At 59.3% G+C, this 26,797-nt stretch carries 26 protein-coding genes and 2 pseudogenes; 11 read left to right on the top strand and 17 right to left on the bottom strand.

What is annotated here, in order from left to right; genetic code table 11:
- Positions 1–13 precede the first annotated feature (13 nt).
- Positions 14–793, bottom strand: coding sequence for a S6 modification regulatory phosphodiesterase RimA (gene rimA / locus LRO94_RS02080; RefSeq protein WP_032884942.1), 780 nt, complete (start codon positions 791–793; stop codon positions 14–16).
- 116 nt (positions 794–909) lie between these two features.
- Between rimA and LRO94_RS02085 the strand changes: the two genes are divergently transcribed.
- A complete protein-coding gene (locus LRO94_RS02085; RefSeq protein WP_032884944.1) occupies positions 910–1,317 on the top strand; it encodes an RNA-binding S4 domain-containing protein in 408 nt (135 codons plus the stop codon).
- A 63-nt stretch (positions 1,318–1,380) separates the two neighbouring features.
- Here LRO94_RS02085 and LRO94_RS02090 read toward each other — a convergent pair whose 3' ends face one another.
- Positions 1,381–2,184, bottom strand: coding sequence for a phosphatase PAP2 family protein (locus LRO94_RS02090; protein WP_032884946.1), 804 nt, complete (start codon positions 2,182–2,184; stop codon positions 1,381–1,383).
- A gap of 126 nt (positions 2,185–2,310) precedes the next feature.
- Between LRO94_RS02090 and hslO the strand changes: the two genes are divergently transcribed.
- Together hslO and LRO94_RS02100 are read left to right on the top strand one after the other, a co-directional pair.
- Complete coding sequence (hslO, locus tag LRO94_RS02095; RefSeq protein ID WP_032884948.1) at positions 2,311–3,213, top strand: Hsp33 family molecular chaperone HslO; 903 nt, start codon at positions 2,311–2,313, stop codon at positions 3,211–3,213.
- A 179-nt stretch (positions 3,214–3,392) separates the two neighbouring features.
- Positions 3,393–4,934, top strand: coding sequence for a phosphoenolpyruvate carboxykinase (locus tag LRO94_RS02100; protein ID WP_032884949.1), 1,542 nt, complete (start codon positions 3,393–3,395; stop codon positions 4,932–4,934).
- 57 nt (positions 4,935–4,991) lie between these two features.
- Here LRO94_RS02100 and LRO94_RS02105 read toward each other — a convergent pair whose 3' ends face one another.
- From LRO94_RS02105 to LRO94_RS02115, 3 genes are all read right to left on the bottom strand, one after another.
- Positions 4,992–5,855 carry a DMT family transporter gene (locus tag LRO94_RS02105; RefSeq protein WP_233896925.1) on the bottom strand — a complete coding sequence of 288 codons (864 nt, stop codon included), beginning with the start codon at positions 5,853–5,855 and terminating at the stop codon, positions 4,992–4,994.
- Between the two features lie 109 nt (positions 5,856–5,964).
- A complete protein-coding gene (locus LRO94_RS02110; protein ID WP_179179665.1) occupies positions 5,965–6,321 on the bottom strand; it encodes a DUF1493 family protein in 357 nt (118 codons plus the stop codon).
- A 269-nt stretch (positions 6,322–6,590) separates the two neighbouring features.
- Positions 6,591–7,004 carry a hypothetical protein gene (locus tag LRO94_RS02115; RefSeq protein ID WP_179179664.1) on the bottom strand — a complete coding sequence of 138 codons (414 nt, stop codon included), beginning with the start codon at positions 7,002–7,004 and terminating at the stop codon, positions 6,591–6,593.
- A 257-nt stretch (positions 7,005–7,261) separates the two neighbouring features.
- Here LRO94_RS02115 and LRO94_RS02120 point away from each other — a divergent pair, with 257 nt between their 5' ends.
- From LRO94_RS02120 to LRO94_RS02130, 3 genes are all read left to right on the top strand, one after another.
- Positions 7,262–8,437: a tetratricopeptide repeat protein gene (locus tag LRO94_RS02120; RefSeq protein WP_122682156.1), complete on the top strand. Its 1,176-nt coding sequence runs from the start codon at positions 7,262–7,264 to the stop codon at positions 8,435–8,437.
- A 224-nt stretch (positions 8,438–8,661) separates the two neighbouring features.
- Positions 8,662–10,599 carry a RecQ family ATP-dependent DNA helicase gene (locus LRO94_RS02125; protein WP_179179663.1) on the top strand — a complete coding sequence of 646 codons (1,938 nt, stop codon included), beginning with the start codon at positions 8,662–8,664 and terminating at the stop codon, positions 10,597–10,599.
- A gap of 23 nt (positions 10,600–10,622) precedes the next feature.
- Positions 10,623–11,054 carry an acyl-CoA thioesterase gene (locus tag LRO94_RS02130; protein ID WP_032884953.1) on the top strand — a complete coding sequence of 144 codons (432 nt, stop codon included), beginning with the start codon at positions 10,623–10,625 and terminating at the stop codon, positions 11,052–11,054.
- Positions 11,055–11,120: 66 nt separating this feature from the next.
- Here the strand turns inward: LRO94_RS02130 and LRO94_RS02135 are convergent, their stop codons facing one another.
- The 4 genes from LRO94_RS02135 to LRO94_RS02150 form a co-directional block, all read right to left on the bottom strand.
- The gene (locus tag LRO94_RS02135) at positions 11,121–11,600 is read right to left on the bottom strand and encodes a glycine zipper domain-containing protein (protein ID WP_032884954.1); all 480 of its coding nucleotides are present in this window, start codon (positions 11,598–11,600) and stop codon (positions 11,121–11,123) included.
- Between the two features lie 206 nt (positions 11,601–11,806).
- Complete coding sequence (locus tag LRO94_RS02140; RefSeq protein WP_032884956.1) at positions 11,807–14,155, bottom strand: FdhF/YdeP family oxidoreductase; 2,349 nt, start codon at positions 14,153–14,155, stop codon at positions 11,807–11,809.
- Complete coding sequence (gene fdhD, locus LRO94_RS02145; RefSeq protein WP_032884958.1) at positions 14,152–14,991, bottom strand: formate dehydrogenase accessory sulfurtransferase FdhD; 840 nt, start codon at positions 14,989–14,991, stop codon at positions 14,152–14,154. Before fdhD ends, LRO94_RS02140 begins: the two co-directional genes overlap by 4 nt.
- 97 nt (positions 14,992–15,088) lie before the next feature.
- Positions 15,089–15,976, bottom strand: a complete 888-nt coding sequence (locus LRO94_RS02150; protein ID WP_179179662.1) for a LysR family transcriptional regulator — start codon at positions 15,974–15,976, stop codon at positions 15,089–15,091.
- Between the two features lie 132 nt (positions 15,977–16,108).
- Here LRO94_RS02150 and lysM point away from each other — a divergent pair, with 132 nt between their 5' ends.
- Entirely contained in the window at positions 16,109–16,549 is a 441-nt protein-coding gene (gene lysM / locus LRO94_RS02155; protein ID WP_095186282.1) for a peptidoglycan-binding protein LysM, read from the top strand.
- A gap of 109 nt (positions 16,550–16,658) precedes the next feature.
- Here lysM and yrfG read toward each other — a convergent pair whose 3' ends face one another.
- Positions 16,659–17,321 carry a GMP/IMP nucleotidase gene (yrfG, locus tag LRO94_RS02160; RefSeq protein WP_032884964.1) on the bottom strand — a complete coding sequence of 221 codons (663 nt, stop codon included), beginning with the start codon at positions 17,319–17,321 and terminating at the stop codon, positions 16,659–16,661.
- 87 nt (positions 17,322–17,408) lie between these two features.
- On the opposite strand from yrfG, the gene nudE reads away from it, so the two are divergent.
- Positions 17,409–17,975, top strand: coding sequence for an ADP compounds hydrolase NudE (gene nudE / locus LRO94_RS02165; RefSeq protein WP_032884966.1), 567 nt, complete (start codon positions 17,409–17,411; stop codon positions 17,973–17,975).
- Positions 17,972–18,808 carry a 3'(2'),5'-bisphosphate nucleotidase CysQ gene (gene cysQ, locus LRO94_RS02170; RefSeq protein ID WP_032884967.1) on the top strand — a complete coding sequence of 279 codons (837 nt, stop codon included), beginning with the start codon at positions 17,972–17,974 and terminating at the stop codon, positions 18,806–18,808. The genes nudE and cysQ overlap by 4 nt, the downstream gene beginning before the upstream one ends.
- Before the next feature lie 127 nt (positions 18,809–18,935).
- Here the strand turns inward: cysQ and LRO94_RS02175 are convergent, their stop codons facing one another.
- The 7 genes from LRO94_RS02175 to rfbB are packed head-to-tail and all read right to left on the bottom strand — an operon-like array spanning position 18,936 to position 25,995.
- Positions 18,936–19,391 carry a YiiD C-terminal domain-containing protein gene (locus LRO94_RS02175; RefSeq protein WP_179179661.1) on the bottom strand — a complete coding sequence of 152 codons (456 nt, stop codon included), beginning with the start codon at positions 19,389–19,391 and terminating at the stop codon, positions 18,936–18,938.
- Positions 19,392–19,417: 26 nt separating this feature from the next.
- Complete coding sequence (locus tag LRO94_RS02180) at positions 19,418–20,794, bottom strand: sigma-54-dependent transcriptional regulator (protein WP_122764504.1); 1,377 nt, start codon at positions 20,792–20,794, stop codon at positions 19,418–19,420.
- The gene (locus LRO94_RS02185) at positions 20,791–22,599 is read right to left on the bottom strand and encodes a sensor histidine kinase (RefSeq protein WP_032884970.1); all 1,809 of its coding nucleotides are present in this window, start codon (positions 22,597–22,599) and stop codon (positions 20,791–20,793) included. The genes LRO94_RS02180 and LRO94_RS02185 overlap by 4 nt, the downstream gene beginning before the upstream one ends.
- Positions 22,600–22,635: 36 nt before the next feature.
- Positions 22,636–23,505 (bottom strand): dTDP-4-dehydrorhamnose reductase, encoded by an 870-nt coding sequence (gene rfbD, locus LRO94_RS02190; protein WP_179179660.1) that lies wholly within the window; start codon positions 23,503–23,505, stop codon positions 22,636–22,638.
- On the bottom strand, positions 23,502–24,047 hold the full coding sequence (rfbC, locus tag LRO94_RS02195) for a dTDP-4-dehydrorhamnose 3,5-epimerase (protein ID WP_032884972.1): 546 nt from the start codon (positions 24,045–24,047) through the stop codon (positions 23,502–23,504). Before rfbC ends, rfbD begins: the two co-directional genes overlap by 4 nt.
- Positions 24,044–24,916, bottom strand: coding sequence for a glucose-1-phosphate thymidylyltransferase RfbA (rfbA, locus tag LRO94_RS02200; protein ID WP_032884973.1), 873 nt, complete (start codon positions 24,914–24,916; stop codon positions 24,044–24,046). Before rfbA ends, rfbC begins: the two co-directional genes overlap by 4 nt.
- A complete protein-coding gene (rfbB, locus tag LRO94_RS02205; RefSeq protein WP_179179659.1) occupies positions 24,913–25,995 on the bottom strand; it encodes a dTDP-glucose 4,6-dehydratase in 1,083 nt (360 codons plus the stop codon). The genes rfbA and rfbB overlap by 4 nt, the downstream gene beginning before the upstream one ends.
- Positions 25,996–26,074: 79 nt before the next feature.
- Here rfbB and LRO94_RS27920 point away from each other — a divergent pair.
- Positions 26,075–26,314, top strand: a pseudogene (locus LRO94_RS27920) (hypothetical protein); the annotation flags it as partial.
- Positions 26,315–26,354: 40 nt separating this feature from the next.
- A pseudogene (locus tag LRO94_RS02210) lies at positions 26,355–26,782 on the top strand (aminotransferase class III-fold pyridoxal phosphate-dependent enzyme); the annotation flags it as partial.
- Positions 26,783–26,797: the final 15 nt, after the last annotated feature.

The following is a 26,797-nucleotide window of genomic DNA, read 5'->3' on the forward strand; positions in this document are numbered from 1 at the left end:
TATGGGTAACCGGTCAATTAGCCCAAGCTTTCGGTGAAACCTCGGCCAGGGCTTTGAATGCGGGCTTGGCGAACCAGTAGCCTTGCATGAGAAATATTCCACAGTCAGACAGAAAGTCTCGCTCTCCGGCACTTTCGATGCCTTCGGCGATGACAGTAACGTTCAACTGCTCACAGATTGTGACAATCCCCCGGACGATCACCTGACGGACACGATCCTGGTCCACATCGCGGATAAGAGCCATGTCGAGTTTGATCAAGTCAGGTTGGAAATCGGCCAGCAGATTCAGCCCCGAATAGCCCGCTCCGAAATCGTCGATGGCGGTCTTGAAGCCGAATTCGCGGTATTCACGCAGAATATTCGTCAAATGGCGATAGTTATCTACATGCTCGCTTTCCAGTGTCTCGAAAATCAGTCTGTTCAGCGGGAAATTGTGCGCGCGAGCCGCCTCCAGGGTGCTGCGGATGCACAACTCCGGACGGTACACGGCGTTGGGCATGAAATTGATGGAAAGATGGGTTTGCATCCCCATGGCTGCTGCGCCGGCAATTGCCTGGGTGCGGCAGCGTTGGTCGAAGCGGTAGCGATTGCTTTCGTTAACCTGGCTAAGCACCGACAACGCGCCTTCGCCTTGTGTACCGCGCACCAAGGCTTCGTGGGCAAAAATCGAATGGTCCCGAAGGTCTACGATAGGCTGGTAGGCAAACGCAAAATCGAAACCCAGGGGCTCGCTTTGCTGGCAGCCTACGCAGCGCTGGTCAGGCGAGGTGAGTGAAGTGGGAAAGTCGGTCACGGCGTATCCTCGCGAAAACAGGGTGCTACCTGGCGTATCTTAGGTGAGCCTTGAGGTTTATGCGTCGAAGGGTTTCAACGGTAAAGTTGCGACATTTTTCAGAGCGAGGAATTCAAGTGGCTCAAAAGCAGGAAGAGGAAGAAAAGGTTCGCCTGGACAAGTGGCTGTGGGCCGCGCGTTTCTATAAAACCCGTGCCCTGGCCAAGGCGGCGATAGAGAGTGGCAAGGTGCACCATCGTGGCGAGCGCTGCAAGCCGGGCAAGGAGCCACGCGTCGGCGATGAGTTTCAGATTCGTACCGGTTTTGATGAAAAGACCATTGTGGTCCAAGCACTTTCCATCGTGCGTCGTGGCGCACCTGAAGCTCAGGCGCTCTACACCGAGACCGACGCTAGCATCGCCAAGCGCGAAAATGCTGCGGCGATGCGCAAGGCGGGGGCTTCAGGCCTGACCACCGATGGTAAGCCGAGCAAGAAGCAACGCCGCGATCTCTTCAAGTTTCGCGGCAGTGGCAGTGATGACTGATTGCGCAGAACCCCAGCCGAATTAGGGAGGGAGCCAGCCCCCTCGCTCATTCGGCCTGCAGCGTTAAGGGGATGTGCGCACGACGCTCAATCCTCCGATCACCGGCAGCTTGCCAAGTAACCCGAAGATCGGTGTTGTCACGTGTAACAAAGCGACCGACACCTTTGCCGCAAACGGCGTGTAATACCCCCAGCCCAACGCCAACAGCGCCAGCAGCACTCCGCCGATGTAATCGTCCTGCCCCCAATGCGCACCTGCCACCAGCCGCGGCATCATAAACAACAGCGCCAGGCCCCAGATCACCAGCACTTGGCTGATGCGCTTGGCGAACACCGTCATGAACATCCCCCAAATCAACAGCACAGACGCATGATCCCCAGGGAAGCTTTGGCTCGAACGGTCCTTCAGCTCCCAGGTCTTCTCCAGGCCAGGAAAGTAATCACTCATCTGAATGGCCCCGCCGATCACCATCGACGGGCTGCTGTGCTGCCAGCCCATCTGTGCCGCAAGTTTGGAAAACAGCATGCGGATAAACAACAGCAGCAACAAAATGCCGACAAAACCTAACAGCGCCTGACGCACCTGCACGGCCTTGAACACCCATTCGCCGCGAACCAGCAGCGACAGCAGGATCACCCCGACCACCGCATCAAACGGTCGCAAACTGGCCACGGCCCAAATGTGCAGCCACGTTGCGTTGGTTGCCAGAGGGTCATTGAGCAGATGAAACAGCCACTCGTCGAAAATCACACAGAGCATCTGGCCCGTGGGCCACAGCCAAAAACACAGCAGCGCGATAGCGAGTAGATTGCACAGAGCCCATCGCCGGAGGTTCCACTTGGCTTGGAACAAACCCGGATTGTTCATAAACTGTCCCTCTTCGCTCTATTTAAACTCTCTGTTTCCAGGAGAAATTCGCACCAAAACGGTGCTAAAGCGTTTAATTCTATAAACCTTGTAATCAATTTGTCATCAATTCAGATACCCAGACCTATGACTGATCTACCGGATACCGACTTCACCCAACGCTTCATCTTCGACGAGAGCGACGCCCGCGGCGAAATGGTTTCGTTGGAACTCAGCTACGCCGAAGTCCTCGCCAAGCACCCCTATCCTGAGCCGGTCGCGCAACTGCTTGGAGAGCTGATGGCCGCTGCGGCGTTGCTGGTCGGCACCATGAAGTTTGACGGTTTGCTAATCCTGCAGGCCCGCTCCGAAGGCCCGATCCCGCTGCTGATGATCGAGTGCTCCAGCGAACGTGAAATCCGCGGCCTGGCCCGTTATGACGCCGACCTGATTGCCCCGGACGCCATGCTGGCGGACCTGATGCCCAACGGCGTCCTGGCGCTCACCGTCGACCCGACCGTAGGCCAGCGTTACCAGGGCATCGTCGACCTCGACGGCGAAACCTTATCGGATTGCTTCACTAACTATTTCGTGATGTCCCAACAAGTCGGCACCAAGTTCTGGCTCAACGCAGACGGCAAACGCGCCCGTGGCATGCTGTTGCAGCAATTGCCGGCCGACCGCATCAAGGACGACGACGATCGCGCTGAAAGCTGGCGGCACACCATCGCTCTGGCCGACACCCTGAAAGCCGAAGAGCTGCTGGGCTTGAACAACGAAACCATCCTGCATCGCCTCTACCACGAAGAACCTGTGCGCCTGTTCGACGCGCAAACCTTGCGCTTCCATTGCAGTTGCTCCCGCGAGCGTTCAGGTAGCGCATTGGTCAGCCTGGGTCTGGAAGATGCGCAAAATCTGGTGGTGGAACACGGTGGCAACATCGAGATCGACTGCCAGTTCTGCAACCAGCGCTACCTGTTCGATGCTGCCGATGTCACTCAATTGTTCGCTGGCGCAGGCATCGACACGCCATCCGACACCCGCCACTAAAACGTTTAAGCACAGGTAAATCACCTGACAAATGCCGGATTAGAGGTGTTCTGACGGGAGGGCCCTACTCTTTTTGGGCTTTTCTGGCATAATCCGGCCCACTTTTTTCGCGGTAGTAGTGCGCAACTTTCTACTACAAAACGTTTGGAGCACTCGGCCATAGGCCGACGGGGAACCTCATGACGCAAGCCAATAACGCCGTATACACCGATCTGAGTGTTGACGATCTGGTCAAAGAAGCCCTGCAGCGCGGTGAAGGCGTGCTTGCCGATACTGGCGCACTGGTCGTAGAAACCGGTCATCGCACCGGTCGTTCGCCGGTCGACCGTTTCATCGTTGAAGAGCCTTCCACCCAGGACGCTATCGCCTGGGGCCCGATCAACCGCAAGTTCCCGGCCGACAAGTTCGATGCCCTGTGGGCTCGCGTCGAGGCTTTCAACAACGCGCAAGAGCACTTCGTTTCCCACGTTCACGTAGGGGCTGCCGAAGACCACTACCTGGCTGTGAAAATGACCACCCAGACTGCCTGGCAGAACCTGTTCGGTCGTTGCCTGTTCATCAACCCGGCCCAGTACAACCCAGCCGGCCGTGACGAATGGCAAGTGCTCAACGTGGCTAACTTCGAGTGCGTGCCAGAGCGTGATGGCACCAACTCCGACGGTTGCGTGATTCTCAACTTCGCACAGAAAAAAGTACTCATCGCTGGCATGCGTTACGCCGGTGAAATGAAGAAAGCCATGTTCTCGGTGCAGAACTTCCTGCTGCCGGCTTCCGACGTACTGCCGATGCACTGCGCCGCCAACATCGGCGAAGCGGGCGACGTGACCCTGTTCTTCGGCCTGTCCGGCACCGGTAAAACCACCCTGTCGGCCGACGAAAGCCGTTACCTGATCGGTGACGATGAACACGGTTGGGGCGAAGGCGTGGTGTTCAACATCGAAGGCGGTTGCTATGCCAAATGCATCGACCTGTCCGAGAAGAACGAGCCAGTTATCTGGAAAGCCATCAAGCACGGCGCAGTATTGGAAAACGTCGTGATCGACGACGCCAAGCACGCCGACTACGCCGACGTGAGCCTGACCCAGAACAGCCGCGCCGCCTACCCGCTGGAGCACGTTGCCAAACGTTCCGAGAAGAACCTGGGCGGCGAGCCAAACGCAGTGATCTTCCTGACCTGCGACCTGACCGGCGTACTGCCACCAGTGTCTATCCTCAGCGAAGAACAAGCGGCCTACCACTTCCTGTCCGGCTACACCGCATTGGTGGGTTCGACTGAGATGGGGTCGGGTAGCGGCATCAAGTCGACTTTCTCCACCTGCTTCGGCGCGCCATTCTTCCCACGCCCAGCCGGCGAATACGCAGAGCTGCTGATCAAGCGCATCCGCGGCTTCGGCTCCAAGGTCTACCTGGTCAACACCGGCTGGACCGGCGGCGGCTACGGCGTTGGCAAGCGCTTCAACATCCCGACCACTCGCGGTGTGATCGCAGCGATCCAGAGCGGCGCGTTGATCGGTGCTGAAACCGAACACCTCGACACCATCAACCTCGACGTGCCATTGGCCGTACCGGGTGTTGAAACCGGCCTGTTGAACCCACGTAACACCTGGGCTGACAAGGCCGCTTACGATGAAGCAGCGAAGGCGCTGGCGGGTCTGTTCATCGAGAACTTCAAGAAGTTTGAAGTGAGCGATGCGATCAAGGCTGCGGGTCCTAAGTTGTAAGATTCGCGTGTTGTGAAAAAGCCGCCTCTTGTGGGCGGCTTTTTTATGCGCGAAAGGTTAGTCGGCGATGTGCAGAGCTACTGCTCCGATCAATACCAATGTAACCCCCAGCACCTGCACCGCAGTGAGCCGCTCCTTGAAAAACACAAACCCCAGAATCGCCGCAATCCCACCTGACAACGTACTGATCACCGTCACCACCGAAACCGACCCCGCCATCGCACCCCATGAAAACGCCGAGAACCCGCCGAGGTTCATCAAGCTCGCGCCGGTCAGCGTCGCACAGTTTTTCAGTGGCGGGATTTTCAGGCCATCTTTGATCTTCAGCACCATCATTACCAGTACGCACACGCCCACCAGATAACCCAACCAAAGCATGGTGATCGGTCCCAGCGCGGGTAGCGTGTAGCGGCCTTGCAGCCAGAAACTGGCGCCGTACAACAGTGCGGCGAGCATGGCGTAGGCGATGGATAGGCGGGGGTTGTTGTGGGGTACGCCGTTGTCCTTGTGGATGCTGGAGAGGATCACGCCGATGACGCATAGGGCAATGCAACCGAGTTGTATAAGGCTGATGTGCTCGCCGCTGGCCCAGGACAATAAGGTAGTGACCACGCCGTACGATGTCACCAGTGGTGCAACGATGGCGGCTTTGCCCATGGCGAAGGCTTTGGACAGCGCGAGAGCGCCGGACACGGTGAGCAGCGCGGCTGCGATGCCCAGCAGCCAGGCGCTTAGCGGGGCGTCGAGGGATTTGAAGAGAAAGGTCGGCAACATGACCAGTAGCAAGGTCATGATCAGGAAGCCGAGCGCCTGGCCAAAGTAAACGGCGCGTTTAACGCCGACAGCCCGGGCATTGAGGCCGACGAGGAAATCCGTGCCACCCCAGAGCAGGGCGGCCAGCAGGCCCATTGTTACGTCCATGTATCGTCCTTTCTGAAGACTCAATTTCCTTTAACAGCCCGGCTTGCCGGCAATGGCGACCTCAAGACCGCCATCGCCGGTAAGCCGGGCTCCTACAGGGGGCTGCGTGTTAGCTCAGGTTTTCCAGCGTCTGCGTGTCCCAGCTGTGAGTCTTGATGGCGAGATAGAGCATGCCGATGGTCAGTGGAACCTTGTTGCCGCGCCCCTTGGCCCGACGCTTGAGGAACACATCAAAGACCGGCGGGTTGAAGTAACGATAAGTGTCGTAGTCGCCCAGGTTGAGTACGAATTCCTGCTCCAGCGCTTCCATCAGTTGCTTGGCTTCACTGCCGTCACAGCCCAGGTCGAAATTGAGTGAGGTTTGCAGGCGGATAGTCTTGTGTTTCGGCAGGCCGATTTCTTCGTGCAGCAGTTGCAGGAGTTGCTGCATGACGGGGTCTTCGGGGAAGTCGGGGGCGAGGTTCATGGTGGGGGCACGCAGGAGTGGGTGAAGAGGGAGGTCGCGTTTCAAGCGGAATTTGTTTCGGGTGATGAAGAGTGCCAAGCCTATCAAGAATAGGAATACAGGCAGGAGGGGCATTTTAAGGATTACTGCTACGTAGGGTAGTAGGAATGCCAACGTAACGCCTGTCGCGAGCAACGTGATAGCAAATCGCTTTCTGAGTATTGGGGTTGTGATTTGGTGATTCAAAACAAGGTATAGCGCCACAAAGGCGACAATTTGAACGCAGATAGTCATGGCTTCTGACATTCCATGGCTTCGAGGGGATAGCTGCGACTAATACTTTTGGTGATCGCACCCACAGTGGTGGCAGCGGCGCGCGCTATTGGTTTTGAAAACGGGTGAATTGGCGCACTGAAAAGTCCCGCTAACGCTAGAGCGATAAGGCGCCCGCGTTCATTGAGCAAATCTGCCTGCTGCCGGTTCAGCGGCTTAGCGATTGCGACAGTCATTTTGCAAGGCAAATCACCGGGTAGCATTTTTCCGTAGAGATCCGCCAGCCGATAGCGAACTTCGGTTGCGCGGGTGCCGGCTTCCAAAAGGCAGAGGTTTGCCAGTGCTTGTCGATGGGCGGGTAGAACGCTAAACCGAATCACCGCGAAGGTGATGCCGTAGTGGCCAATGTATTGAGTCCTTTCGATGTTCACAGGTTTCTGCCGGGAAAGTTGAGGCCGCGCTATTTTCATTCAGCGACGTGTAACTTCTGTAGAGGGTTAAGCGGGTATCTGGAGCAGTTTGGGAAGGAGATGTCGTGACCTGTGGAAATTTCCTACGACTGTTTCAGGCATTTGTGGCTTGGCATCACATTTTCTACAAAAACTCCGCCAGTGGCCTGAATTAAGCGTATGTTTCACCGCAAAATCTTGTAGGGCGATTTCCGCCCACTACTTAAAGGGAGTTAAGCATGGGTTTGCTTCGTGTCGCTTCGGCGATGTCATTGTGTGCGTTGGCTTTTTCCGTCCAGGCCGAACAGTTGCCGATTGAAGTGCTAAGCGCCGTGGTCAAGGATCAGAAAATCGCCGACGCCGAAGTGCTGCTGCAACGCAACGGCGCGCAGAATGTGGTGGGTCGCACCAACGCCCAGGGCCAAGTGACGCTGACGAGTGAGGCCGCCGATGACGCGAGCAACCTGCTGATCATCAAGAAGCCCGGCTACTCCAACCTGGTGGTGAAGTGCCCATGCGCGGGCATGACCTACGCCATCAGCCCGGTGATGGAAAACCTCGATGGCCTGCGTGTGGTGCTGACCTGGGGCAAGACCCCGAGTGACCTCGACTCCCACATGATTTTCCCCGGCAATAACATCTATTTCGAGAACCAGAAGGGTACCGACGCCGAGTTGGATGTGGATGACACCGACAGCTACGGTCCGGAAACCATCACCCTGCAGAAAAAGCACTACGGCGAAAGCTACGTCTATGCCGTGCACGACTACAGTAATGGCGGCAACCCAGGCTCGCGCCAATTGTCCGACAGCGAAGCCAAGGTGTTCGTGTACATGGGCCAATCGCTGGTGCGCACCTACTACGTGCCTAAGAACCGCAGCGGCAACCTGTGGACGGTGTTCCGCATGACCGGCAGCGGCGACTTCCAGGACATCAACACCTTCAGTGGCGTGACAGTGAATGCCGCCAATGTGCTGAACGAAGTCAAACCGCTGCTGGATGACAGCGTCGCGGTCACCGCAGTCACCGTTAGCTCTTCCGTACAGACTGATGCGAAGAAGCTGAACCTGAAAGGTGAAGCGGCTTACCAGGCAGGCAATCTGGATCAGGCGATTGACTACTTCCGTCAGGCCATCGATCTGGATAACAGCTTCGGCAAGGCTTACGGCAACCTCGGCTTGGCGTATCAGAAAGCCGGTAACACTGCCGAGTCGATCTGGGCCAACCGCAAGGCTATCGCCCTTGCCACCGGCGCCAATGCTGCGACCGTGCGTGCAGGTGCCTACTACAACATTGCGCGGATCTACGAAGCGGCGGGGCAGTTCCAGGATGCTCTGCGTCACTACCAGTTGGCCAAGGAACAGAAAGCCAACCCGGTGTATGACACGGCGATTGAGCGGGTGCAGAACCGCTGATTCAGCTGTAGCGCAGTTCTAAAGATGTGGGAGGGGCTTGCTTCCTCCCACATTTGGATCGGTGTGTTTCCTACTGCATCATCAGGTTATTCCCACTTCGGCCCTGGGCCATCTCCCAGCCTGTGTATCATCCTGTCTCTTTTTCCATGCGACCTTTCTCGATCCGCTGAGCTTACTGGGCTACGTTTTTAAGCCACCTTCAGCGGTCAATGGAGTGACAGCCTATGCACGACACCCTCCAGCAGGTCTTTGGTTATCCACAGTTTCGTTTGGGTCAGGAAGAAACGGTCAGCGCCGTTCTGGCCGGTCGTTCGGCGGCTGCAATTTTCCCTACTGGGTCGGGTAAGTCCCTGTGTTATCAGCTGTCAGCAGTGTTGCTGCCGCACCTGACGCTGGTGGTCTCGCCACTGTTGGCATTGATGCAGGACCAGTTGGGCTTTTTGCAGCGCCATGGCATTTCGGCGGGCAGTATCGATTCGGCCCAGAGTCGTGACGACGCCAATGACGTGATGGCCCGTGCCCGTTCCGGTGAGCTGAAAATCCTGATGATTTCCGTGGAGCGCTTGAAGAACGAGCGTTTTCGCAACTTCCTGCAAAGTGTGCAGATCTCGCTGCTGGTGGTGGACGAGGCGCACTGCATTTCCGAGTGGGGCCATAACTTTCGCCCGGACTACCTGAAGCTGCCGGACTACCAGCGTCAGTTCAAGATCCCACAAGCGCTGCTGCTGACGGCTACAGCCACGCCCAAGGTGATTGCCGATATGCAGGCGAAGTTCGCCATAGCGCCGGGTGATGTGGTGACTACGGGGTTCTATAGGCCGAACCTGAACCTGTTGGTCGAACCGGTCAGCGGCGCGGACAAACGCCGTCGCCTGGTGCAGTGGATGAGTGAACGGGCCAACCAGCCGAGCATCGTCTACGTCACCCTGCAAAAAACCGCCGAGCATATTGCCGAGCATCTGAACCGCAATGGCATACAGGCCGAGGCGTATCACGCCGGCTTGCCCCACGACAGACGTGAGGGTATCCAGCAGCGCTTCATGGGCGGGCGCTCCAATTGCATTGTCGCCACCATCGCGTTTGGCATGGGAATCGACAAGAGTGACATCTGCAATGTGGTGCATTTTGACCTGCCCAAATCCATCGAGAACTACAGCCAGGAGATAGGCCGCGCCGGGCGTGATGGACAGCCCTCGGACTGCCTGGTGTTGGCCAACCGTGACAGCCTCAATGTGCTGGAAAACTTTGTGTACGGTGACACGCCTGAGCAGGAGGGGATCCGCCGGGTGCTGGAGGATTTGCAGGCGGCGCGCGGTGAAGGGCAGTGGGAGTTTCTACTGAGGTCGCTGTCGGACCACAGCAATATCCGCGAGCTGCCACTCAAGACCCTGCTGGTGCAGTTGGAGCTCAAAGGCGTGATCGCGCCGCGCTACGCGTTTTATGCCGAATACCGCTTCAAATACCTGATTGAGCCCGAAGCGTTACTGGCGCGGTTTTCCGGTGAGCGGCAGCAGTTTGTCGCGGCGATTATTCAAGTGTGCAAGCGTGCGAAGACCTGGGCGACGGTGGATTTCGACGCGCTGTATCAGCAGCACAATGCCGAGCGCAATCGTGTGGTGAAGGCGCTGGATTACTTCCAGGAGCAAGGCCTGATCGAGCTGGAAAGCAAGCAGATGACTGAGGTCTACAGCCTGCTGAATACCGAATTTGATCCACAGGTGTTAAGCGCCGAGTTATACACAGGCTTTAAGCACCACGAGGTGACAGAAGTGGCGCGGATTCACGCCATGCTCGATCTGTTTGCCACCGATCACTGCTTGGGCCAGCGCTTGGCCCATTATTTTGGTGATGAAAAAGCCCCCCATCGCTGCGGACATTGCTCGGTCTGTCACGGCCATGTGGCGCACCTGCCATCACCGCCGGGCTTGCCGCCGCTTGTGGATAAAAATTTCATGGAGCTGTGCGGTGATTTTATCCACAGGCATCATGAGCACACGGGCCAACTGCCGGGTGCCGAGCGACTGACGCGCTTTCTCGGGGGTATCAGTGTGCCGTTGTTTACCAAGCTGAAGGCGCGGGGCATTCCCGGTTTTGCTGCGCTGGAAGACTATCCCTATGCCGAAGTACGCAGTTGGGCCGAAGTCCATTTGAATGACCTGTAAACCCACTTTCACCAGAGGTGCCCATGCCTGATTCAGTGCCACAGCGTGCCGATTACCCTCACTTCCAGCCGATCATCACGCGCTGGCACGACAATGATGTGTACGGTCACGTGAATAACGTCACCTACTACAGCTTTTTCGACACGGCGGTGAATACCTACCTGATCGAGCAGGGCGGGCTGGATATTCATGGCGGCGAAGTGGTGGGGTTTGTGGTGAGTTCGGCGTGCGATTACTTCGCGTCGATTGCCTTTCCCGAGCGTATCGATATTGGCTTGCGAGTGGGCAAGTTAGGCAATAGCTCAGTGCAGTATGAGTTGGCGGTATTCAAGACAGGCGAAGAGGAAGCCTGCGCGGCGGGGCGCTTTGTGCATGTGTTTGTGGATCGGGGGTCGAACCAGCCGGTGACCATTCCGGGAGTGTTGCGCGAGGCGCTGCAGCGGTTGGTGGTCTGACGGCAAAAACCAATGTGAGAGGGTGCAAGCGTGCTCTCACATTGGTTTTGCGGCGTTTTTTAGAGATTACCGGTGACGGTAGTGATGCTTGTTCTTGCGATGCCCATAGGCATGGCCGCGGCCGCGATGGTCATCACGGTCATAGCGACGGTTGTCGCGCCCACGATCACGACGATCATCGTCATCGCTCTTGTTGCCCATGTAGTTGCCCAGTGCACCGCCCGCGCCACCGCCTGCAGCCGAGCCGATCAGTGCACCTGTGCTACCGCCGACACTGCGGCCTACGACGTTGCCGCCGGCTGCGCCCAGGGCGCCGCCAATAGCGGCTTCGCCACGGCTGCGCTTGTCAGCGCCGACCGCACTACCACCTGCGCCACCGAGGGCCGCGCCGATGGTCGAACCGGTGTTACCGCCCAACTGCTGGCCGACGACAGAACCTAGAACCCCGCCCAATGCGCCGCCTACACCGGCTTCGGTGGTGCCACCGGCCATGGCTGCGCCACTGACCAGGCCAAGGGACAACAAGAGAATCGAGGAGAACTTCATTCGGGAAACCTCAAGAGGATGACGGCGCGATCCTGAGGCTGTATTGACATTGTGACAATAGAATTCCGACCAGTAACACGAGTTGTACACAATCCTCTAAGTTACTGTTTTTAATCGGGAACTTAAGTGGTTTTTGAGAGTCTTTAACTACTTCGGAACGGCCGCTTTTATGCAAAAGCGGCCTTTTTTGTGTCCGAAATGATCAGTCAGGCTGTACGGGCCATGATCAGGCCATTATCGCTTGCGGCTTCCAAGCGGATCGCCACGAACTTCGATGTTGGCGTATGGCTGCCATCCCCGGTGCTTTCCAGCGGCACCAGCGGGTTCACTTCCGGATAGTAAGCGGCTGCCTGCCCCGCCGGGATATCAAACGCCAGCAACGTGAAGCCCTTCACGCGACGCTCACGGCCATCTTCCCACAGCGACACGATGTCAGCCTTCTGCCCCGGCTTGAAGCCCAGGCGGATGATGTCGGCTTCGTTGACGAACAGTACGTCACGCTGGCCTTTCACGCCGCGATAGCGGTCATCCAGGCCATAAATGGTGGTGTTGTACTGATCGTGGGAGCGCATCGACTGCATGATCAGATCCGGTACCCGGCCAGTGGCGTGGGTGCGTTCGTGGATCAAGTCTTTGGGCAGGATGTTCGGGCGGAAGTTGGCGCGACCCGAAGGCGTGTTCCAACGGCGCGCGCCGGCGGAGTTGCCTAAGTAGAAGCCACCTGGGTTTTTGATCTTGTCGTTGAAGTCCTTGAAGCCTGGAATGGTATCGGCAATCAGGTCGCGGATACGGCTGTAGTCGGCCACCAGCCAGTTCCAGTCGACCGGCTTGCTGCCCAGCGTCGCGGCGGCAATGCCGGCCAGGATTGCTGGCTCGGACTTCATCAGCTTCGACAGGGGTTGCAGTTGGCCATTGGAGCCGTGAACCATGCTGAACGAGTCTTCCACCGTGACCGCCTGCGGGCCGTCGGCCTGGATGTCGATGTCGGTACGGCCCAAACACGGGAGGATCAGCGCGTCCTTGCCGTGCATCAGGTGGCTGCGATTGAGCTTGGTGCTGATCTGCACGGTCAGGTCGCAATTACGCAGTGCTTCGAAGGTACGCGGGCTGTCTGGAGTAGCTTGGGCGAAGTTGCCGCCCAGGCCGATAAATACTTTGGAGCGGCCCTCAAGCATCGCGTGGATCGCTTCCACCACGTTGTGTCCGTTGGTACGCGGCACCTGGAACTGGAAGCGACGCTCCAGGGCGTCGAGGAACGCCACCGGTGGACGTTCGTTAATGCCCATGGTGCGGTCGCCCTGCACGTTGCTGTGGCCGCGCACCGGGCACAAACCGGCGCCTGGGCGGCCGATGTTGCCGCGCAGCAGCATCAGGTTGGCGATTTCCTGGATGGTCGGTACCGAGTGGCGGTGCTGGGTGATGCCCATCGCCCAGCACATGATTACGTTTTTGCCTTTGGCGTACATGCGTGCCGCTTGCTCGATCTCCACCAGCGGCAGGCCGGACTGCGCGACGATTTCATCCCACGAGGTGTCGTCGATCTGGCCCAGGTAATCGAGCACGTTGGCTGTGTGTTCGTTGAGGAAGTCGTGGTCAAACACGGCTTCCTTGCCTTCGGCCTGCGCCTGGCGTTCCCACAGCAGCAGGAACTTGGCCATGCCGCGCAGGATAGCCATGTCGCCACCCAGTGCTGGGCGGAAGTAGGCGGTATTGGTCGGCTTGTCACCGTTGGTGAGCATTTCCAGCGGGTGTTGCGGGTGCTGAAAACGTTCCAGACCGCGCTCTTTCAGCGGGTTGATACACACCACCTGGGCGCCGCGTTTAACCGCTTCACGCAGCGGTTCGAGCATGCGCGGGTGGTTGGTGCCGGGGTTTTGGCCCCAGACGAAAATCGCATCGGCATGTTCGAAGTCATCAAAGGTCACGGTGCCTTTGCCGACGCCCACGCTTTGCGCCAAGGCCACGCCGCTGGCCTCGTGGCACATGTTCGAGCAATCCGGGAAGTTGTTGGTGCCGTAGGCGCGCACGAACAGCTGATACAGGTACGCCGCCTCGTTGCTGGCCCGGCCCGAGGTGTAGAACTCGGCCATATCCGGGCTTGGCAGTGCGTTGAGGTGCTGGCCGATGAGGTCGAAGGCTGCTTCCCAGCTGACGGGTGTGTAGCGGTCGGTTTCGGCGTCGTAGCGCATCGGCTCGGTCAGGCGGCCCTGGTATTCGAGCCAGTAATCGCTCTGTTCCAGCAGCGCAGTGACGCTGTGTTTGGCGAAGAATGCAGCGTCTACACGACGTTTGGTGGCTTCCCAGTTGACCGCTTTGGCGCCGTTTTCGCAGAACTTGACCATGCCGCTTTCCGGCGAGTCGCCCCAGGCGCAGCCCGGGCAGTCAAAGCCGCCGTTCTGGTTGGTCTTGAGCATCATGCGCAGGTTTTTCAGCGCGTTGTCGCTGGTCAACCACGCCTGTGCCACGCTGATCAGCGCGCCCCAGCCGCCCGCCGGGCCTTTGTAAGGCTTGTAGCGCGGGGTTGGGGTTTGGTCGGCTTGATGATGATTGCTCACGGCTGGTTCTCCATCGCAGGGCTGTAGACCCGCGGCGCACTTTTCTGCGGCAGGTGGATGAGATTGAGGTTGTGCCGGCGGGCCCATTGCAGGGCTAGGCCGGTGGGCGACGACAGGCTGACGAGGGTCTGGATGCCTGCGCGCAAAACTTTCTGGATCAATTCGAGGCTGCAACGACTAGTGACAATCGCCAGGCCGCCATCGGTCGGGATCTTTTGGCGGATCAACGCACCGATCAATTTATCGAGCGCGTTGTGCCGGCCAATGTCTTCGCGGCCCATCAACAGTTCGCCTTGGCTGTTCATGAACACCGCCGCATGCACCGCGCCGCTGTATTGGCCCAGAGGCTGAAAGGCGCTGATGCGCTGGCGCAGACCATCAAGCCATTCGGCGGGTGGCAGTGGTGCGCCGGGCAGTACCTTAAGGTCCGGCAAGGCTTGTTCCACCGCTTCTACACCGCACAAACCACAACCGCTGGTGCCCGCCAACTGGCGACGTTGCTGCTTGAGATTCCAGAACGCGCGGCTGGAAATCTGCACCTGAGCGTACTGGGTCGAGCCTGAACCGCTGAGTTTGAGATCATAGATGTCGCTAACGTCGGCGATAATGCCGCTGCCGATGCTGAAGCCGACGATAAAGTCTTCCAGGTCTGTCGGCGTGACCAACATGACTGCCTGGCTGATGTCGTTATAGGCGATCGCCAACGCCACTTCTTCCGCCAACGCAGTGCTGGCGACCTCTGTGTGTTCGAGATTGCAGTATTGGTAGCTCTGGCTGGCGGCGGGCGCGGGCGTTTCAGAGGCGGGCGCCGCGCAGACTGGGCGCTTGGCGTTCATGGGGCAGTACCACCGGCGGATTGGTCAGTGTTTAGACTAGGCGCGACAAAGCGTCGCGTCTAATTGCCAGTACTGATCTACCGATAGATGACGTCGATCAAGACGCGTTTTGCGATTTCTGAAACAGCGCGAAACATGCCTCTGCGAGCGCGGAGCGCGGTGCGCTGCGACGCATGATCAGCCCCAGGCGCGCAAGGGTGTGGGCATCCTCGATAGGTTGCAGGCGCAGGTGCTCGGTGAGCGCATCCAGGCCACCGTCCAGGGGCATGACCGCGCAACACAGCCCGCCGTGTACCGCCTGTAGCAACTGATGGACGGCATCGGTTTGCAGCAGCGGTTGGGGATTGAGTCCACGGCTGTGGAAGTTGTGGTCGATGGACTGGCGAAAATGCATGCCACTGGTGAGCATGCCCAGGGGCAGTTCGGTCAGGGCCTCCCAGCTCAACGGCTTGTCGCCAAAGCTGAAAAACCGCTGGTCGTAGAGCAGGCCCATGCGCGTTTCGCCCAAGGCCAGTGAGTCAAAGCGTTCATTATCCAAACGCTCAAGATAGGAGACGCCCAGGTCCAGTCGATTACTCGCAAGTTGTTCAAGGATCTGTTCGGAGCTCAAGGCCGAGAGCTCGAAGCGCAGGCTCGGGTGTTCTTTATGCAGTTGTTGCATCAACGCCAACGGATCAAAGCTCGACAGCGGCACCACGCCCAAACGCAACGTACCCACCAGGTTGCCGCGACAGGCAGCAGCTTCAGCCTGCAAGCCGTCATACGCCGCCAGCACTGTTCGGGCCCACGCCAGCACCCGTTCACCGGGTGCGGTGAAGCCTTCGAAGCGCTGGCCGCGATTGACGAGGGGCAAGTGCAACTCTTCTTCGAGGCTGCGCAGGCGCATCGACAGGGTGGGCTGGGTAATGTGGCAACGTGCCGCTGCCTGGCCGAAGTGCCGGGTTTCGTCGAGGGCGATCAGGAATTTCAGCTGTTTGATGTCCATCTTCGCTCCAGGGCTTATTCCAATGGCGGGGGGATTCTAGCGCGTTTGGGTCTTTGGCCGGGCTGGAACCCAAATCTGTAGGACTGGTCTAGTCTTTGGCATCTGGAAATCAACTACCAAGGAGCGCGTACGATGAGTCTTTTTAGCTTTGTTAAGGAAGCAGGCGAGAAGTTGGCCAAGCTGTTGACCCCGGGCAACGCCAACGCAAGCGATGATCTGAAAAAGCACATTGAAGAAGTCGGGCTGGGTAATCCCGATGTTCACGCGACTGTGGAGGGTGACAAGGTCACGCTTACTGGAACCGTTGCCAGTCAGGAAGAGAAAGAAAAAATCATTCTGGCGGCGGGCAATATTGCCGGTGTGGCCAGCGTGGATGACCAGATCACCGTATCCGGCCCGGCAGTTGCCGCAGCCCGTTTCGTGGTGGTGAAAAAGGGCGACACCCTTAGCGCAATATCCTTGGCGGTCTACGGCAACGCCAATCAGTACAACAAAATCTTCGAAGCTAACAAACCGCAGTTGTCGAACCCGGACAAGATTTACCCAGGGCAGACGCTGCGTATTCCTGAGTAATACACGGGCGAAAATATGGGAGGGGGCTTGCCCCCCGATAAAGGAGTGTCAGTCATAGCTTCCTTGACTGACACACTGCTATCGGGAGCAAGCCCCCTCCCACATTTGGTCAGAGCCCGACAATGAGATCGCGGTAGTCACCGACTGCTGCAAACTCGCCCGTGTCCTTCGGCCCTTTTTTGCTGTCCGGCTCTTTTACCGCCAGCAAATGGCCCACGCCAAACGCCTGGGCGCTGCGCAGGATCGGCAAGGTGTCGTCGATAAACAGGCTGCGCGAGGGATCAAACTGAATGTCGGCCTGCAAGGCATCCCAGAACTGCGGATCTTCCTTTGCGAAACCGTAGTCGTGGGAGCTGATCAATCGCTCGAAATACGGCGCCAGTTCAATGCGTTCCAACTTCAACGACAGCGAATCACGATGGGCGTTGGTGATCAGAATCACGCGCTTGCCGGCCTGTTTGATCGCCGCGAGAAAGGTATCCGCATCCGGGCGCAGGGCAATCAGGTGAGCGGTTTCCAGCTTGAGTTCACGCACTGGGATCTTCAGTTCTGTGCTCCAAAAATCCAGGCAATACCATTGCAACTGTCCGGCGTTACGCTCGAACAGAGGCTGCAACTCCATCTCGGCCATGGCCCGGCTCACCCCGTGCAGCTCGGCGTAGCGCTGGGGCAGGTGCTCCATCCAGAAGTGGTTGTCGTAATGCAGGTCGAGCAGGGTGCCGTCCATGTCCAGCAGGACAGTGTCGATGGCGTGCCAGGGCAAAGAGGGCATGGTGCGGTCTCATGTAAGTAAAGATATCCGACACAGACAATCGGAAAAGCCACGGTATAGTAACCCGATCACGCCAAGGAGCCGCTCATGCGCCAGAAACCCACCGTCCTCGCCCGCGAAATAGTCGCCAGTAGCCGTTTGTTCCGCGTGGAGGAAGTGCAGTTGCGCTTTTCCAATGGCGTTGAACGGACCTACGAGCGCCTGGTGGGGCGTGGTGCCGGCTATGGCGCGGTGATGATCGTGGCGATGATCGATGAAGAGCATGCCTTGCTGGTCGAAGAGTACTGCGGCGGTATCGACGAATATGAGTTGTCCTTGCCCAAAGGCCTGATCGAACCGGGTGAAGACGTACTGGCTGCCGCCGATCGTGAGCTCAAGGAGGAAGCCGGTTACGGCGCGCGACAGTTGGAACACATTACCGAGCTGTCGCTGTCGCCCGGTTATATGAGCCAGAAAATCCAAGTGGTATTGGCCACTGACCTGTATGAAGAAAGCCTTGAAGGCGATGAGCCCGAGCCGATGCGTGTGGATCGGGTCAATCTGCGCGAGCTGTCACAGTTAGCGCAAAACGAGCAATTCAGTGAGGGTCGCGCTTTGGCGGCGTTGTACCTGGTACGAGATCTGTTGATCCAGCGTGGAGCGTTTACCGCATGAGCGAACTGTTTTTAGGCCACCCGTTTATCGCCCCTGTAATCGAGCTGGCTCGCCAGGCGGGTGAAGTCATCCTGCCGTACTGGCGCGCCGATGTGGCGGTGACTTCAAAGGCCGACGATTCGCCGGTGACGGCAGCAGATCTGGCCGCCCACCACCTGATTCTCGCTGGCCTCACCGCGCTGGACCCGAGCATCCCCGTGCTGTCCGAAGAAGACGCTGATATCGACCAGAGCGTGCGCGCCGGCTGGACGCGTTGGTGGTTGGTGGACCCGCTGGACGGCACCAAGGAATTCATCGCCGGCAGTGAAGAGTTCACCGTCAATATCGCCCTGATTGAACACGGCCGCGTGGTGTTCGGTGTAGTGTCGATGCCCACCAGTGGCCGTTGCTACTTTGGCGGCGCAGGTTTAGGCGCGTGGCGATCCGATGTGAACGAAGCGCCCAGGCAGATCCAGGTGCGCAAGGCACCGGCGGCGGGTGAGGCATTCACGGTGGTTGCCAGCCGTCGGCATACCAGCCCCGAGCAGGAGCGTTTGCTGGACGGGTTGAGCGCAGGAGTGGGTGAGTTGAAGTTGGCGAATATCGGCAGCTCGTTGAAGTTCTGCCTGTTGGCCGAGGGCAGCGCCGACTGCTATCCACGCCTGGCGCCGACTTCGCAATGGGATACGGCTGCGGCACAAGGCGTGCTCGAAGGTGCGGGGGGCGAGGTGCTGGAGTTGAGTGGTGAGCCGTTCAGCTACCCGGCGCGGGAATCGTTGTTGAACCCGTTTTTTCTGGCGTTGCCGGCGAAGGCTGCGTGGCGTGAGCGGTTGCTGACCTTGGCAAGATCTTAAAACCATCGCAGATCAAAATGTGGGAGGGGGCTTGCCCCCGATAGCGGTGTATCAGTCAATACAGCAGTGACTGAACTACCGCCATCGGGAGCAAACCCCCTCCCACATTTGTTTTGTGTATTGGCTTCTAGCGGTGCAGGACGTATTGGCCAGTGAAGGCTACCGCTCTTTCGTCACTGCCCTCATTCACGATCCACGTGTCCAACGCCAACCGCGCCCGGCCATAGCGCTTGTGGGTCGCGATAAAGCGCTTCCATACCTTTTCCTCCGGCGCTGCGCATATCGCGGTCGCGTCATGCGTCACCGGCAGCGGATAACTGATCTGCCCTTCCTGAATCACGATATGCCCGTCTTCAATCCCTTCCTCACGCAGCTGCAGGTGCAGCCAGCCCCAACCCGCCAGTACCGCGCCGCAGTAGAGGCTGCCGCCGAACATGGTGCTCTTGTGGTTGATATTGGCCTGCAGGGGCAGGTGCAGCCGCAGTTGCCTGTCTTGCCAGTCGAGCACCTTGAGGCCCATTTCCCGGGTCAAGGGGATGTCGTGGTGCAGGACGGATTCCAGGTAACGGCTGTCGCGGCTCATGGGGACCTCTTGGTGGGTGGGCAGGGTCATTCGTCGTCGGCGCTTTGGTTGGCGAAGTTCAGGCCATGCTTGCGCAGTTTGTCGTGCAAGGTCTTGCGCGGCACGCCGAGGGCTTCGGCGAGGCTGCGCATGGAGCTGTGGGGACGGGTCAGTTCGGCAGCGATCAGGCTTTTCTCGAACTGCTCGACTTGCTCGCTCAACCCACCCGGTGTGGAGGTCAGTACGCTGCTGGCGGGGTTGTCCGGCGTGCTGTCCAGTGCCAGTTCCAGGCCCAGTGCAAAGCGCTCGGCGGCGTTCTGCAATTCCCGCACATTGCCCGGCCAGCTGTGACGCAACAGCAAAGCCCGCTGGCCCGGCTGCAGCTCATGCAACGTCAGGCCATGGCGGCTGCTGGCTTCGTCGGCGAAGTGCTGGAAGAGCATCAATGCATCTTCACCGCGCTCGCGCAGCGGCGGAATGCGTAGCGGCGCGACGTTGAGACGGTAATACAAGTCGGCGCGGAAACGGCCCTGGTCGGCGGCCTGGCGCAGGTCCTCCTTGGTGGCAGCGATAATGCGGATATCCAGCGGGATCAGTTGATTGCCGCCCAGGCGTTCCACCACGCGCTCCTGCAACAGGCGCAACAGTTTGACCTGCACATCCAGGCTCATGCTTTCGATTTCGTCGAGGAACAAGGTTCCGCCGTTGGCAAACTCGAACTTGCCGATGCGGCGTTTCTGCGCCCCGGTAAAGGCGCCGGGCTCATGACCGAACAGCTCGCTTTCGACCACCGACTCGGCGAGGGCACCTGCGTTGATCGCGACGAACGGGCCGCTGCGTCGGTTCGACAGGTCATGCAGTGCACGGGCCACGACTTCTTTGCCGGCGCCGGTTTCACCGAGGATCAGCACGTCGGCCTTGGTCGCCGCCAACGCGCCGATCTGCTCGCGCAGGCGCAGCATTTGCGGTGAGTGCCCAACGAGTCGCGTGCTCAGTTGCTGGCGGTCGCTGAGGGCCAGGCGCAGGCTGCGGTTATCCAGCACCAGCCGGCGCAAGGCCAGGGCGCGGCGCACGCTGTCGAGCAGCGAGTCGCTGGCGAAGGGTTTTTCGAGGAAGTCATAGGCACCCGCGCGCATCGCCTGCACCGCCAACGGCACGTCGCCGTGGCCGGTGATCAGCAGCACCGGCAGGTCTGGATCCTGGCCGTGCAGTTCGGCCAGCAGCTCCAGGCCGTCCATGCCGGGCATGCGGATGTCGCTGACCACTACGCCCGGCCAATCCCGCGACAGGCGCGCGGTGAGGCCGGTGGCTTCGCCCAAGGGCAGGACTTTCAGCCCGGCCAGGTCCAGGGTCTGGCACAGGGCCTGACGCAGGTGTGGATCATCGTCGATCAACACCACCTGAATCTGGTTATCGATACTCATACACTGCGGTCCTCGGACGGTTGCAGACTGACGCCCGGCGAGCCGGCACGCAATTTCAGGGTTAACAGCGCGCCACCTTCCTTGTGGTTAGCGAACGACAGTTCGCCGCCAAAGGCACGCATCAAGGTGTCACAGATCGCCAGGCCCAATCCCAGGCCTTGGGTGCGGGTCTTGGTGGTGTAGAACGGTTCGCTGGCGCGGCCCAACGCTTCCATGCAAAACCCAGGGCCATTGTCACGAATGTACAGGTTGACGCCTTGGGCGGTGGTTTCGGCACTCAGCCACAGTTTACGCGGCGGGCCTTTTTCGGTGAGGGCGTCCAGGGCGTTGGCCAGCAGGTTGCCCAGCACTTGGCGCAGCCGTGTTTCGCCGGCCTGTACCCACAGGGTCGCTTCCGGCAAATCGCGGATCAGCTCCACCTCCATTGACCGCCGACGTTTGGCCAGCAGCGCCAGCGCGTCGTCCAGCGCCGGTTGCAGGGCCACGCTCTCCGGCGCATGCCGGTCGCGCCGGGCGAAGGCGCGCAGGTGGGCGATGATCGAAGCCATGCGTCCGGTCAGTTCGCTGATCAACTTAAGGTTGCCCCGCGCATCGGCGGTGCGTTCATGGTCCAGCAGGATCTCGGCGTTTTCCGCATAGCTGCGAATTGCGGCCAGGGGCTGATTGAGTTCGTGGCTGATACTCGCCGACATGGTGCCCAGCGCCGAGAGCTTGCCCGCTTGCACCAAATCATCCTGGGCGCGCACCAGTTCCTGCTGGGCATGTTCGCGTTCCAGTACTTCTTGTTTGAGGCGGCGGTTCAAGCCTTCCAGGTCGCTGGTCCGCTCGATCACACGGGCTTCCAGTTCGCGACGCGCCTTGGCTTCAAAAGCGATGCGCTCCAGGTAATGGCGGCGTCGTTGCATCATCAAACCGAGCAGCAACATCAGCACCAGAAGCGTGGCCCCACCCACGGCGACCACCGTTCGCACCGGGCGGCTGATCAATGATTGGGGCGCGAGGATTTCGACGTTCCAGCCGGTCTCGGCGATGGCAGTGGATTGGCGCAACCATGCGGTGTTGCTCAGGCTCAGCGGCTGTGGATCACGGGTCGGGTAGGGCTGGATTGCAGTGATCGCCTGTCGTTCTTCAGCGGTCAGCGGCCGAGTGGCGCGGAAACGCCATTGGGGGCGTGAGGTGAGGATCACCACGCCGTTGTGGTCGGTCACCAGCAGTTGTTCAGGCGTGTTGCCCCACAGGCTTTCGGTATGGTCCAGGTCGACCTTGACCACCAGCACGCCGATGATCTTGTCGCCCTCGCGCACGGCGGCGGCGAAGAAATAACCGCGTTTGGCCGACGTAGTACCCAGGCCGAAAAACCGCCCGAGGCGCCCGGCCATGGCTTCGCTGAAGTACGGGCGGAACGAGAAATTGCGCCCGACAAAGCTGTCCTGTTTATCCCAGTTCGAGGCGGCGAGGGTCTTGCCGGTGGTGTCCATCAGGTACATCACTTCAACCCCGGCCTGGGCGGCGACGTCCTTGAGCAGCAGGTTGGCGTTGATCTGATGGGAGCTTACATTCGGCGCATCCAGCACGGTGCGCAGCGCGGGCAAGTCGCCGAGGATCTGCGGCAGCACTTCATAGCGGTGCAGGGTGCCCAACAGGTTGGCGACGTAGAGGTCGAGGGTCTGGCGATTCTGCCCGGCCAGTTCGCTGCGGTAATAGCGCTCAGCCAAGTGCTCCAGCGGCCACAGCAGCGGTGCCAGGCACAATGCCAGCAGGGCGAGGCTGCGCCAGCGGGGTCTTCGCGGAAGGGATGGAGTCATGGGAGTCGTGCGCCTATGGGGACAGGCGCATTATGCCTAGTGCTGCTGTGCAAGACACTCGCGCAATGCGTCTTGCCAGTGTGGCTGGCTGACGTGCCACTGTTGCTGCAAGCGGCTGCAATCGAGGCGTGAGTTCAAGGGGCGCTTGGCGGGCGTCGGGTAGGCGCTGGATGGGATCGCCTCCAGTTCGGCACAGGCTTTGCCATCGGCGTGCAGGTGCTCGCCAATCGCCTGAGCGAAGCCGAACCACGATGTTTCACCTTGGGCGGTGAGGTGATAAATACCCCATTCTCCCGCCTCGCCGGCCAGCCAGCGCTCGATCAGTGCGCGGGTGCTGCCGGCAATGGTCCCGGCCCATGTTGGCGCGCCGATCTGGTCAGCCACGATGCGCATCTGCGGTTTCTCTTGCAGCAGGCGTTGCATGGTCAGCAGGAAATTCTTGCCCTGGTTGGAGTAGACCCAACTGGTACGCAGGATCAGGTATTGACCGCCCGCCGTCGCAATGGCCTGCTCGCCCGCCAGCTTACTCTGGCCGTAGACGCTCAACGGGTTCGGCGCGTCGGCTTCGGTGTAGGGCGCAGGCTTGCTGCCGTCGAACACATAGTCGGTGGAGTAGTGAATCAGTGGAATCCCCAGGGCCTTGGCTTCCTGCGCAAGGATGCCGGGGGCGATGGCGTTGATTGCGAATGCGGCGTCTGGTTCGCTTTCGGCATGGTCGACTGCGGTGTGGGCGGCGGCGTTGATGATCAGGTCGGGGCGATGGGCGCGGATCTGCTCGCGGATCTGGTCCGGTTTGGCCAGGTCGAGCTGGTTGCTTCCGAGCACCATCAATTCGCCCAGCCCCTGAAGGTGCGCTTGCAGTGCCTGGGAGACTTGGCCATGTTGGCCGGTAATCAGGATCTTCATGGGAACAGATCGGCGTCCATCAGCAGTTTGCCCGCCTGGTCCTTGGCGGACAGTTGCGGCGGCTCGTTCAGCTCCCAGTCGATAGCCAGCGTCGGGTCATTCCACAGGATGCTGCGCTCGGCGCTCGGCTGGTAGTAGTCGGTGGTCTTGTACAGGAACTCGGCGTAGTCGCTCAGCACCACAAACCCATGGGCAAACCCTTCCGGTACCCACAACTGGCGACGGTTCTGTGCCGACAGACGTACGCCCACCCATTGGCCGAAGTTCGGCGAACTGCGGCGAATGTCCACGGCGACATCGAGCACTTCGCCAGCGGTGACACGCACGAGTTTGCCTTGGGTGTGCTCCAGTTGGTAATGCAGGCCTCGCAGCACATTTTTTTGCGAGCGCGAGTGGTTGTCCTGGACGAACTCGCGCCTGAGCCCGGTAGCCTCTGCAAAGGCTCGGGCGTTGAAGCTTTCGTAGAAAAAGCCGCGTTCGTCACCGAATACTTTTGGTTCGAGGATCAATACACCGGGAAGTGAGGTGTCGATGATATTCACTGGTTGTCTCCCGCCAGCGAATACAGGTACTGACCATAACCGGTCTTGCCGAAGTATTTGGCGCGCTCCAACAAATGGTCACGGTCGATCCAGCCGTTGCCGTAGGCGATTTCTTCAAGGCACGCCACTTTGAGACCTTGGCGACGCTCGATGGTCTGCACGTACTGCGACGCGTCCAGCAAACTGTCGTGGGTGCCGGTATCCAGCCAGGCGAAACCTCGACCGAAGCGCTCCACCTGCAAGTCGCCGCGCTTGAGATAAGCGTTGTTGACGTCGGTGATTTCCAGTTCGCCACGGGCGGAGGGTTTGACCGCCTTGGCGATGCTGACCACGTCGTTGTCGTAAAAATACAGGCCGGTGACGGCATAGCTGGATTTCGGTACAGCGGGTTTTTCTTCGATGGACAGGGCGCGGCCTTCGCTGTCGAAGTCGATTACACCGAAGCGCTCCGGGTCTTTGACCCAATAGCCGAACACCGTGGCACCTTTGCCGCGATTGACCGCCGCATGCAACTGCTCGCTGAAACGCTGGCCGTGGAAAATGTTGTCGCCCAGGATCAGGCACACGGGGTTGTTGCCGATGAACTGCTCGCCAATCAGGAAGGCTTGCGCCAGCCCGTCCGGCTTCGGTTGTTCGGCGTAGCTGAACGTCACGCCAAACTGGCTACCGTCACCCAGCAGGTTGCGGTATTGCGGTAAGTCCGCCGGCGTGGAAATCACAAGAATTTCTTTGATGCCTGCCAGCATCAGTACCGAGATCGGGTAGTAAATCATCGGCTTGTCGTAGACCGGCAGCAGTTGTTTGGAGACACCCAGGGTGATGGGGTGCAAGCGTGTGCCGGAGCCACCGGCCAATACGATTCCTTTCATGCAATCAGATCCCTCGTGTCGGTATTGCCCAATCGTTCACCTTGATAACTCCCATCCTGAACCCTGCGGCACCATTCCAGGTTATCGAGGTACCACTGCACGGTTTTGCGCAGCCCGGTTTCAAAGGTTTCTTCGGGTACCCAGCCCAGTTCGCGTTCGATTTTGCTGGCGTCGATCGCGTAGCGTTGGTCGTGGCCCGGACGGTCTTTCACGAACGTGATCAGGCCGGCGTATTTCTCCACACCGTGCGGAAGGTGGGGTGCCAATTCCTCCAGCAGGCTGCAGATGCTGCGCACAACATCGATGTTCTTCTGCTCGTTGTGGCCGCCGATGTTGTAGGTCTCGCCGACTACGCCGTGCGTCACGACGGTGAGCAACGCTCGGGCGTGGTCCTCGACAAACAGCCAGTCGCGCACTTGCAAGCCATCACCATAGACCGGCAAAGGCTTGCCCGCGAGAGCGTTGAGGATCACCAGCGGAATCAACTTTTCAGGAAAGTGGAAGGGGCCGTAGTTGTTGGAGCAATTGGTCAGCAACACGGGCAGGCCGTAGGTGCGTTGCCAGGCGCGGACCAAGTGGTCGGACGCGGCTTTGCTGGCAGAGTAGGGCGAACTGGGCGCGTAGGGCGTGGTTTCGGTGAACAGATCGTCCACGCCGTGTAGGTCGCCGTAGACCTCGTCGGTAGAAATATGGTGGAAGCGAAACGCGCTCTTGTCTGGCCCGGAAAGGGTTTGCCAGTAGCCGCGGGCGGCTTCCAGCAGGCTGTAGGTGCCGACGATATTGGTCTGGATAAAATCCGACGGGCCGTCAATCGAACGGTCGACGTGGGATTCGGCGGCCAGATGCATGATCGCTTGAGGCTCGAAGCGCGCGAGCACTGCGCTGACGGTGGCTTGGTCGATGATATCTGCCTGTACGAACTCATAGCGGCTATTGGCCGCGATACTGGTCAGCGATTCCAGATTGCCGGCGTAGGTGAGTTTGTCCAGGTTGAGCACTTCGTGCTCGGTGTGCTGAATCAGATGACGTATCAAAGCAGAACCGATAAAACCGGCGCCACCGGTAATGAGAATGCGCATGACTGGGGCCCTTTTCCTTAGGCGGACGTTTAGCGAATGGAGCATAGCTTGTGTTGTGGCGCTGGTCAGGACCGTGTGCATGTGGGGGTTGCGCAAGCCCCCTGAACAATGGCGATATACACGTCTAAAAAACGGCCTTTCTGGCACGTTGCAGTCATTGGGCAGCCAGCAAGACCTCAATTACAAAGTCGACAGCTCCCGCGGCCGGTTTGTTCTGAAAATCTGCCGGGGCGAGTACGCCGCTGTGGAGTTGCAGGCCCAGCTCGCAGCCCTCAACACACTGCATGGCGTGCGCGTACCCAAGGTCATCAAGGCGCTGAGCGGTGTACGGGTTGGTTCGCGCTCAGGGCGGCGTCTGCATCGCCGAGGCACTGGAGGCTGGAGGGTATTTCTTCTCGTCGTCGGGGGCAGCCCGGTGAGTTGCCGCATCGGCATGGCGGTGCTGGACGTGATGGAGGAAGAAAAACTATGGGAAAACGCCAAAGTTGTCGGAGGGCATTTCAAGGCGCGGTTGGAAGCACTGATTGATCGCCATCCCTTGGTGGGCGCGGTTCACGGTTCCGGTTTTTATCTTGGCCTGGAGTTGGTTCGCGATCGACAAACCCTGGAACCGTCGACCGAAGAGACCACGTTGCTATGTGACCGCCTGCGCGCGTTGGGGATTTTCATGCAACCTACTGGTGACTACCTGAACATCCTCAAGATCAAGCCGCCGATGGTTACCTCTAAACACAGCGTGGATTTTTTTGTCGACATGTTGTCGAAGGTACTCAATGAGCAGCTGTAATTAATCGATTGTTAT

Origin of the sequence: Pseudomonas sivasensis (genome assembly GCF_021391435.1) — a bacterium.
Lineage (GTDB): Bacteria > Pseudomonadota > Gammaproteobacteria > Pseudomonadales > Pseudomonadaceae > Aquipseudomonas > Aquipseudomonas sivasensis.

What these genes read in the sequence shown, in the direction of transcription:
- LRO94_RS02090 (WP_032884946.1), bottom strand. Translation starts at nt 2,184, where the DNA reads ATGAACAATCCGGGTTTGTTCCAAGCCAAGTGGAACCTCCGGCGATGG.
- hslO (WP_032884948.1), top strand. Translation starts at nt 2,311, where the DNA reads ATGACTGATCTACCGGATACCGACTTCACCCAACGCTTCATCTTCGAC.
- LRO94_RS02100 (WP_032884949.1), top strand. Translation starts at nt 3,393, where the DNA reads ATGACGCAAGCCAATAACGCCGTATACACCGATCTGAGTGTTGACGAT.
- LRO94_RS02105 (WP_233896925.1), bottom strand. Translation starts at nt 5,855, where the DNA reads ATGGACGTAACAATGGGCCTGCTGGCCGCCCTGCTCTGGGGTGGCACG.
- LRO94_RS02110 (WP_179179665.1), bottom strand. Translation starts at nt 6,321, where the DNA reads ATGAACCTCGCCCCCGACTTCCCCGAAGACCCCGTCATGCAGCAACTC.
- LRO94_RS02120 (WP_122682156.1), top strand. Translation starts at nt 7,262, where the DNA reads ATGGGTTTGCTTCGTGTCGCTTCGGCGATGTCATTGTGTGCGTTGGCT.
- LRO94_RS02125 (WP_179179663.1), top strand. Translation starts at nt 8,662, where the DNA reads ATGCACGACACCCTCCAGCAGGTCTTTGGTTATCCACAGTTTCGTTTG.
- LRO94_RS02130 (WP_032884953.1), top strand. Translation starts at nt 10,623, where the DNA reads ATGCCTGATTCAGTGCCACAGCGTGCCGATTACCCTCACTTCCAGCCG.
- LRO94_RS02135 (WP_032884954.1), bottom strand. Translation starts at nt 11,600, where the DNA reads ATGAAGTTCTCCTCGATTCTCTTGTTGTCCCTTGGCCTGGTCAGTGGC.
- fdhD (WP_032884958.1), bottom strand. Translation starts at nt 14,991, where the DNA reads ATGAACGCCAAGCGCCCAGTCTGCGCGGCGCCCGCCTCTGAAACGCCC.
- LRO94_RS02150 (WP_179179662.1), bottom strand. Translation starts at nt 15,976, where the DNA reads ATGGACATCAAACAGCTGAAATTCCTGATCGCCCTCGACGAAACCCGG.
- lysM (WP_095186282.1), top strand. Translation starts at nt 16,109, where the DNA reads ATGAGTCTTTTTAGCTTTGTTAAGGAAGCAGGCGAGAAGTTGGCCAAG.
- yrfG (WP_032884964.1), bottom strand. Translation starts at nt 17,321, where the DNA reads ATGCCCTCTTTGCCCTGGCACGCCATCGACACTGTCCTGCTGGACATG.
- nudE (WP_032884966.1), top strand. Translation starts at nt 17,409, where the DNA reads ATGCGCCAGAAACCCACCGTCCTCGCCCGCGAAATAGTCGCCAGTAGC.
- cysQ (WP_032884967.1), top strand. Translation starts at nt 17,972, where the DNA reads ATGAGCGAACTGTTTTTAGGCCACCCGTTTATCGCCCCTGTAATCGAG.
- LRO94_RS02175 (WP_179179661.1), bottom strand. Translation starts at nt 19,391, where the DNA reads ATGAGCCGCGACAGCCGTTACCTGGAATCCGTCCTGCACCACGACATC.
- LRO94_RS02180 (WP_122764504.1), bottom strand. Translation starts at nt 20,794, where the DNA reads ATGAGTATCGATAACCAGATTCAGGTGGTGTTGATCGACGATGATCCA.
- LRO94_RS02185 (WP_032884970.1), bottom strand. Translation starts at nt 22,599, where the DNA reads ATGACTCCATCCCTTCCGCGAAGACCCCGCTGGCGCAGCCTCGCCCTG.
- rfbD (WP_179179660.1), bottom strand. Translation starts at nt 23,505, where the DNA reads ATGAAGATCCTGATTACCGGCCAACATGGCCAAGTCTCCCAGGCACTG.
- rfbA (WP_032884973.1), bottom strand. Translation starts at nt 24,916, where the DNA reads ATGAAAGGAATCGTATTGGCCGGTGGCTCCGGCACACGCTTGCACCCC.
- rfbB (WP_179179659.1), bottom strand. Translation starts at nt 25,995, where the DNA reads ATGCGCATTCTCATTACCGGTGGCGCCGGTTTTATCGGTTCTGCTTTG.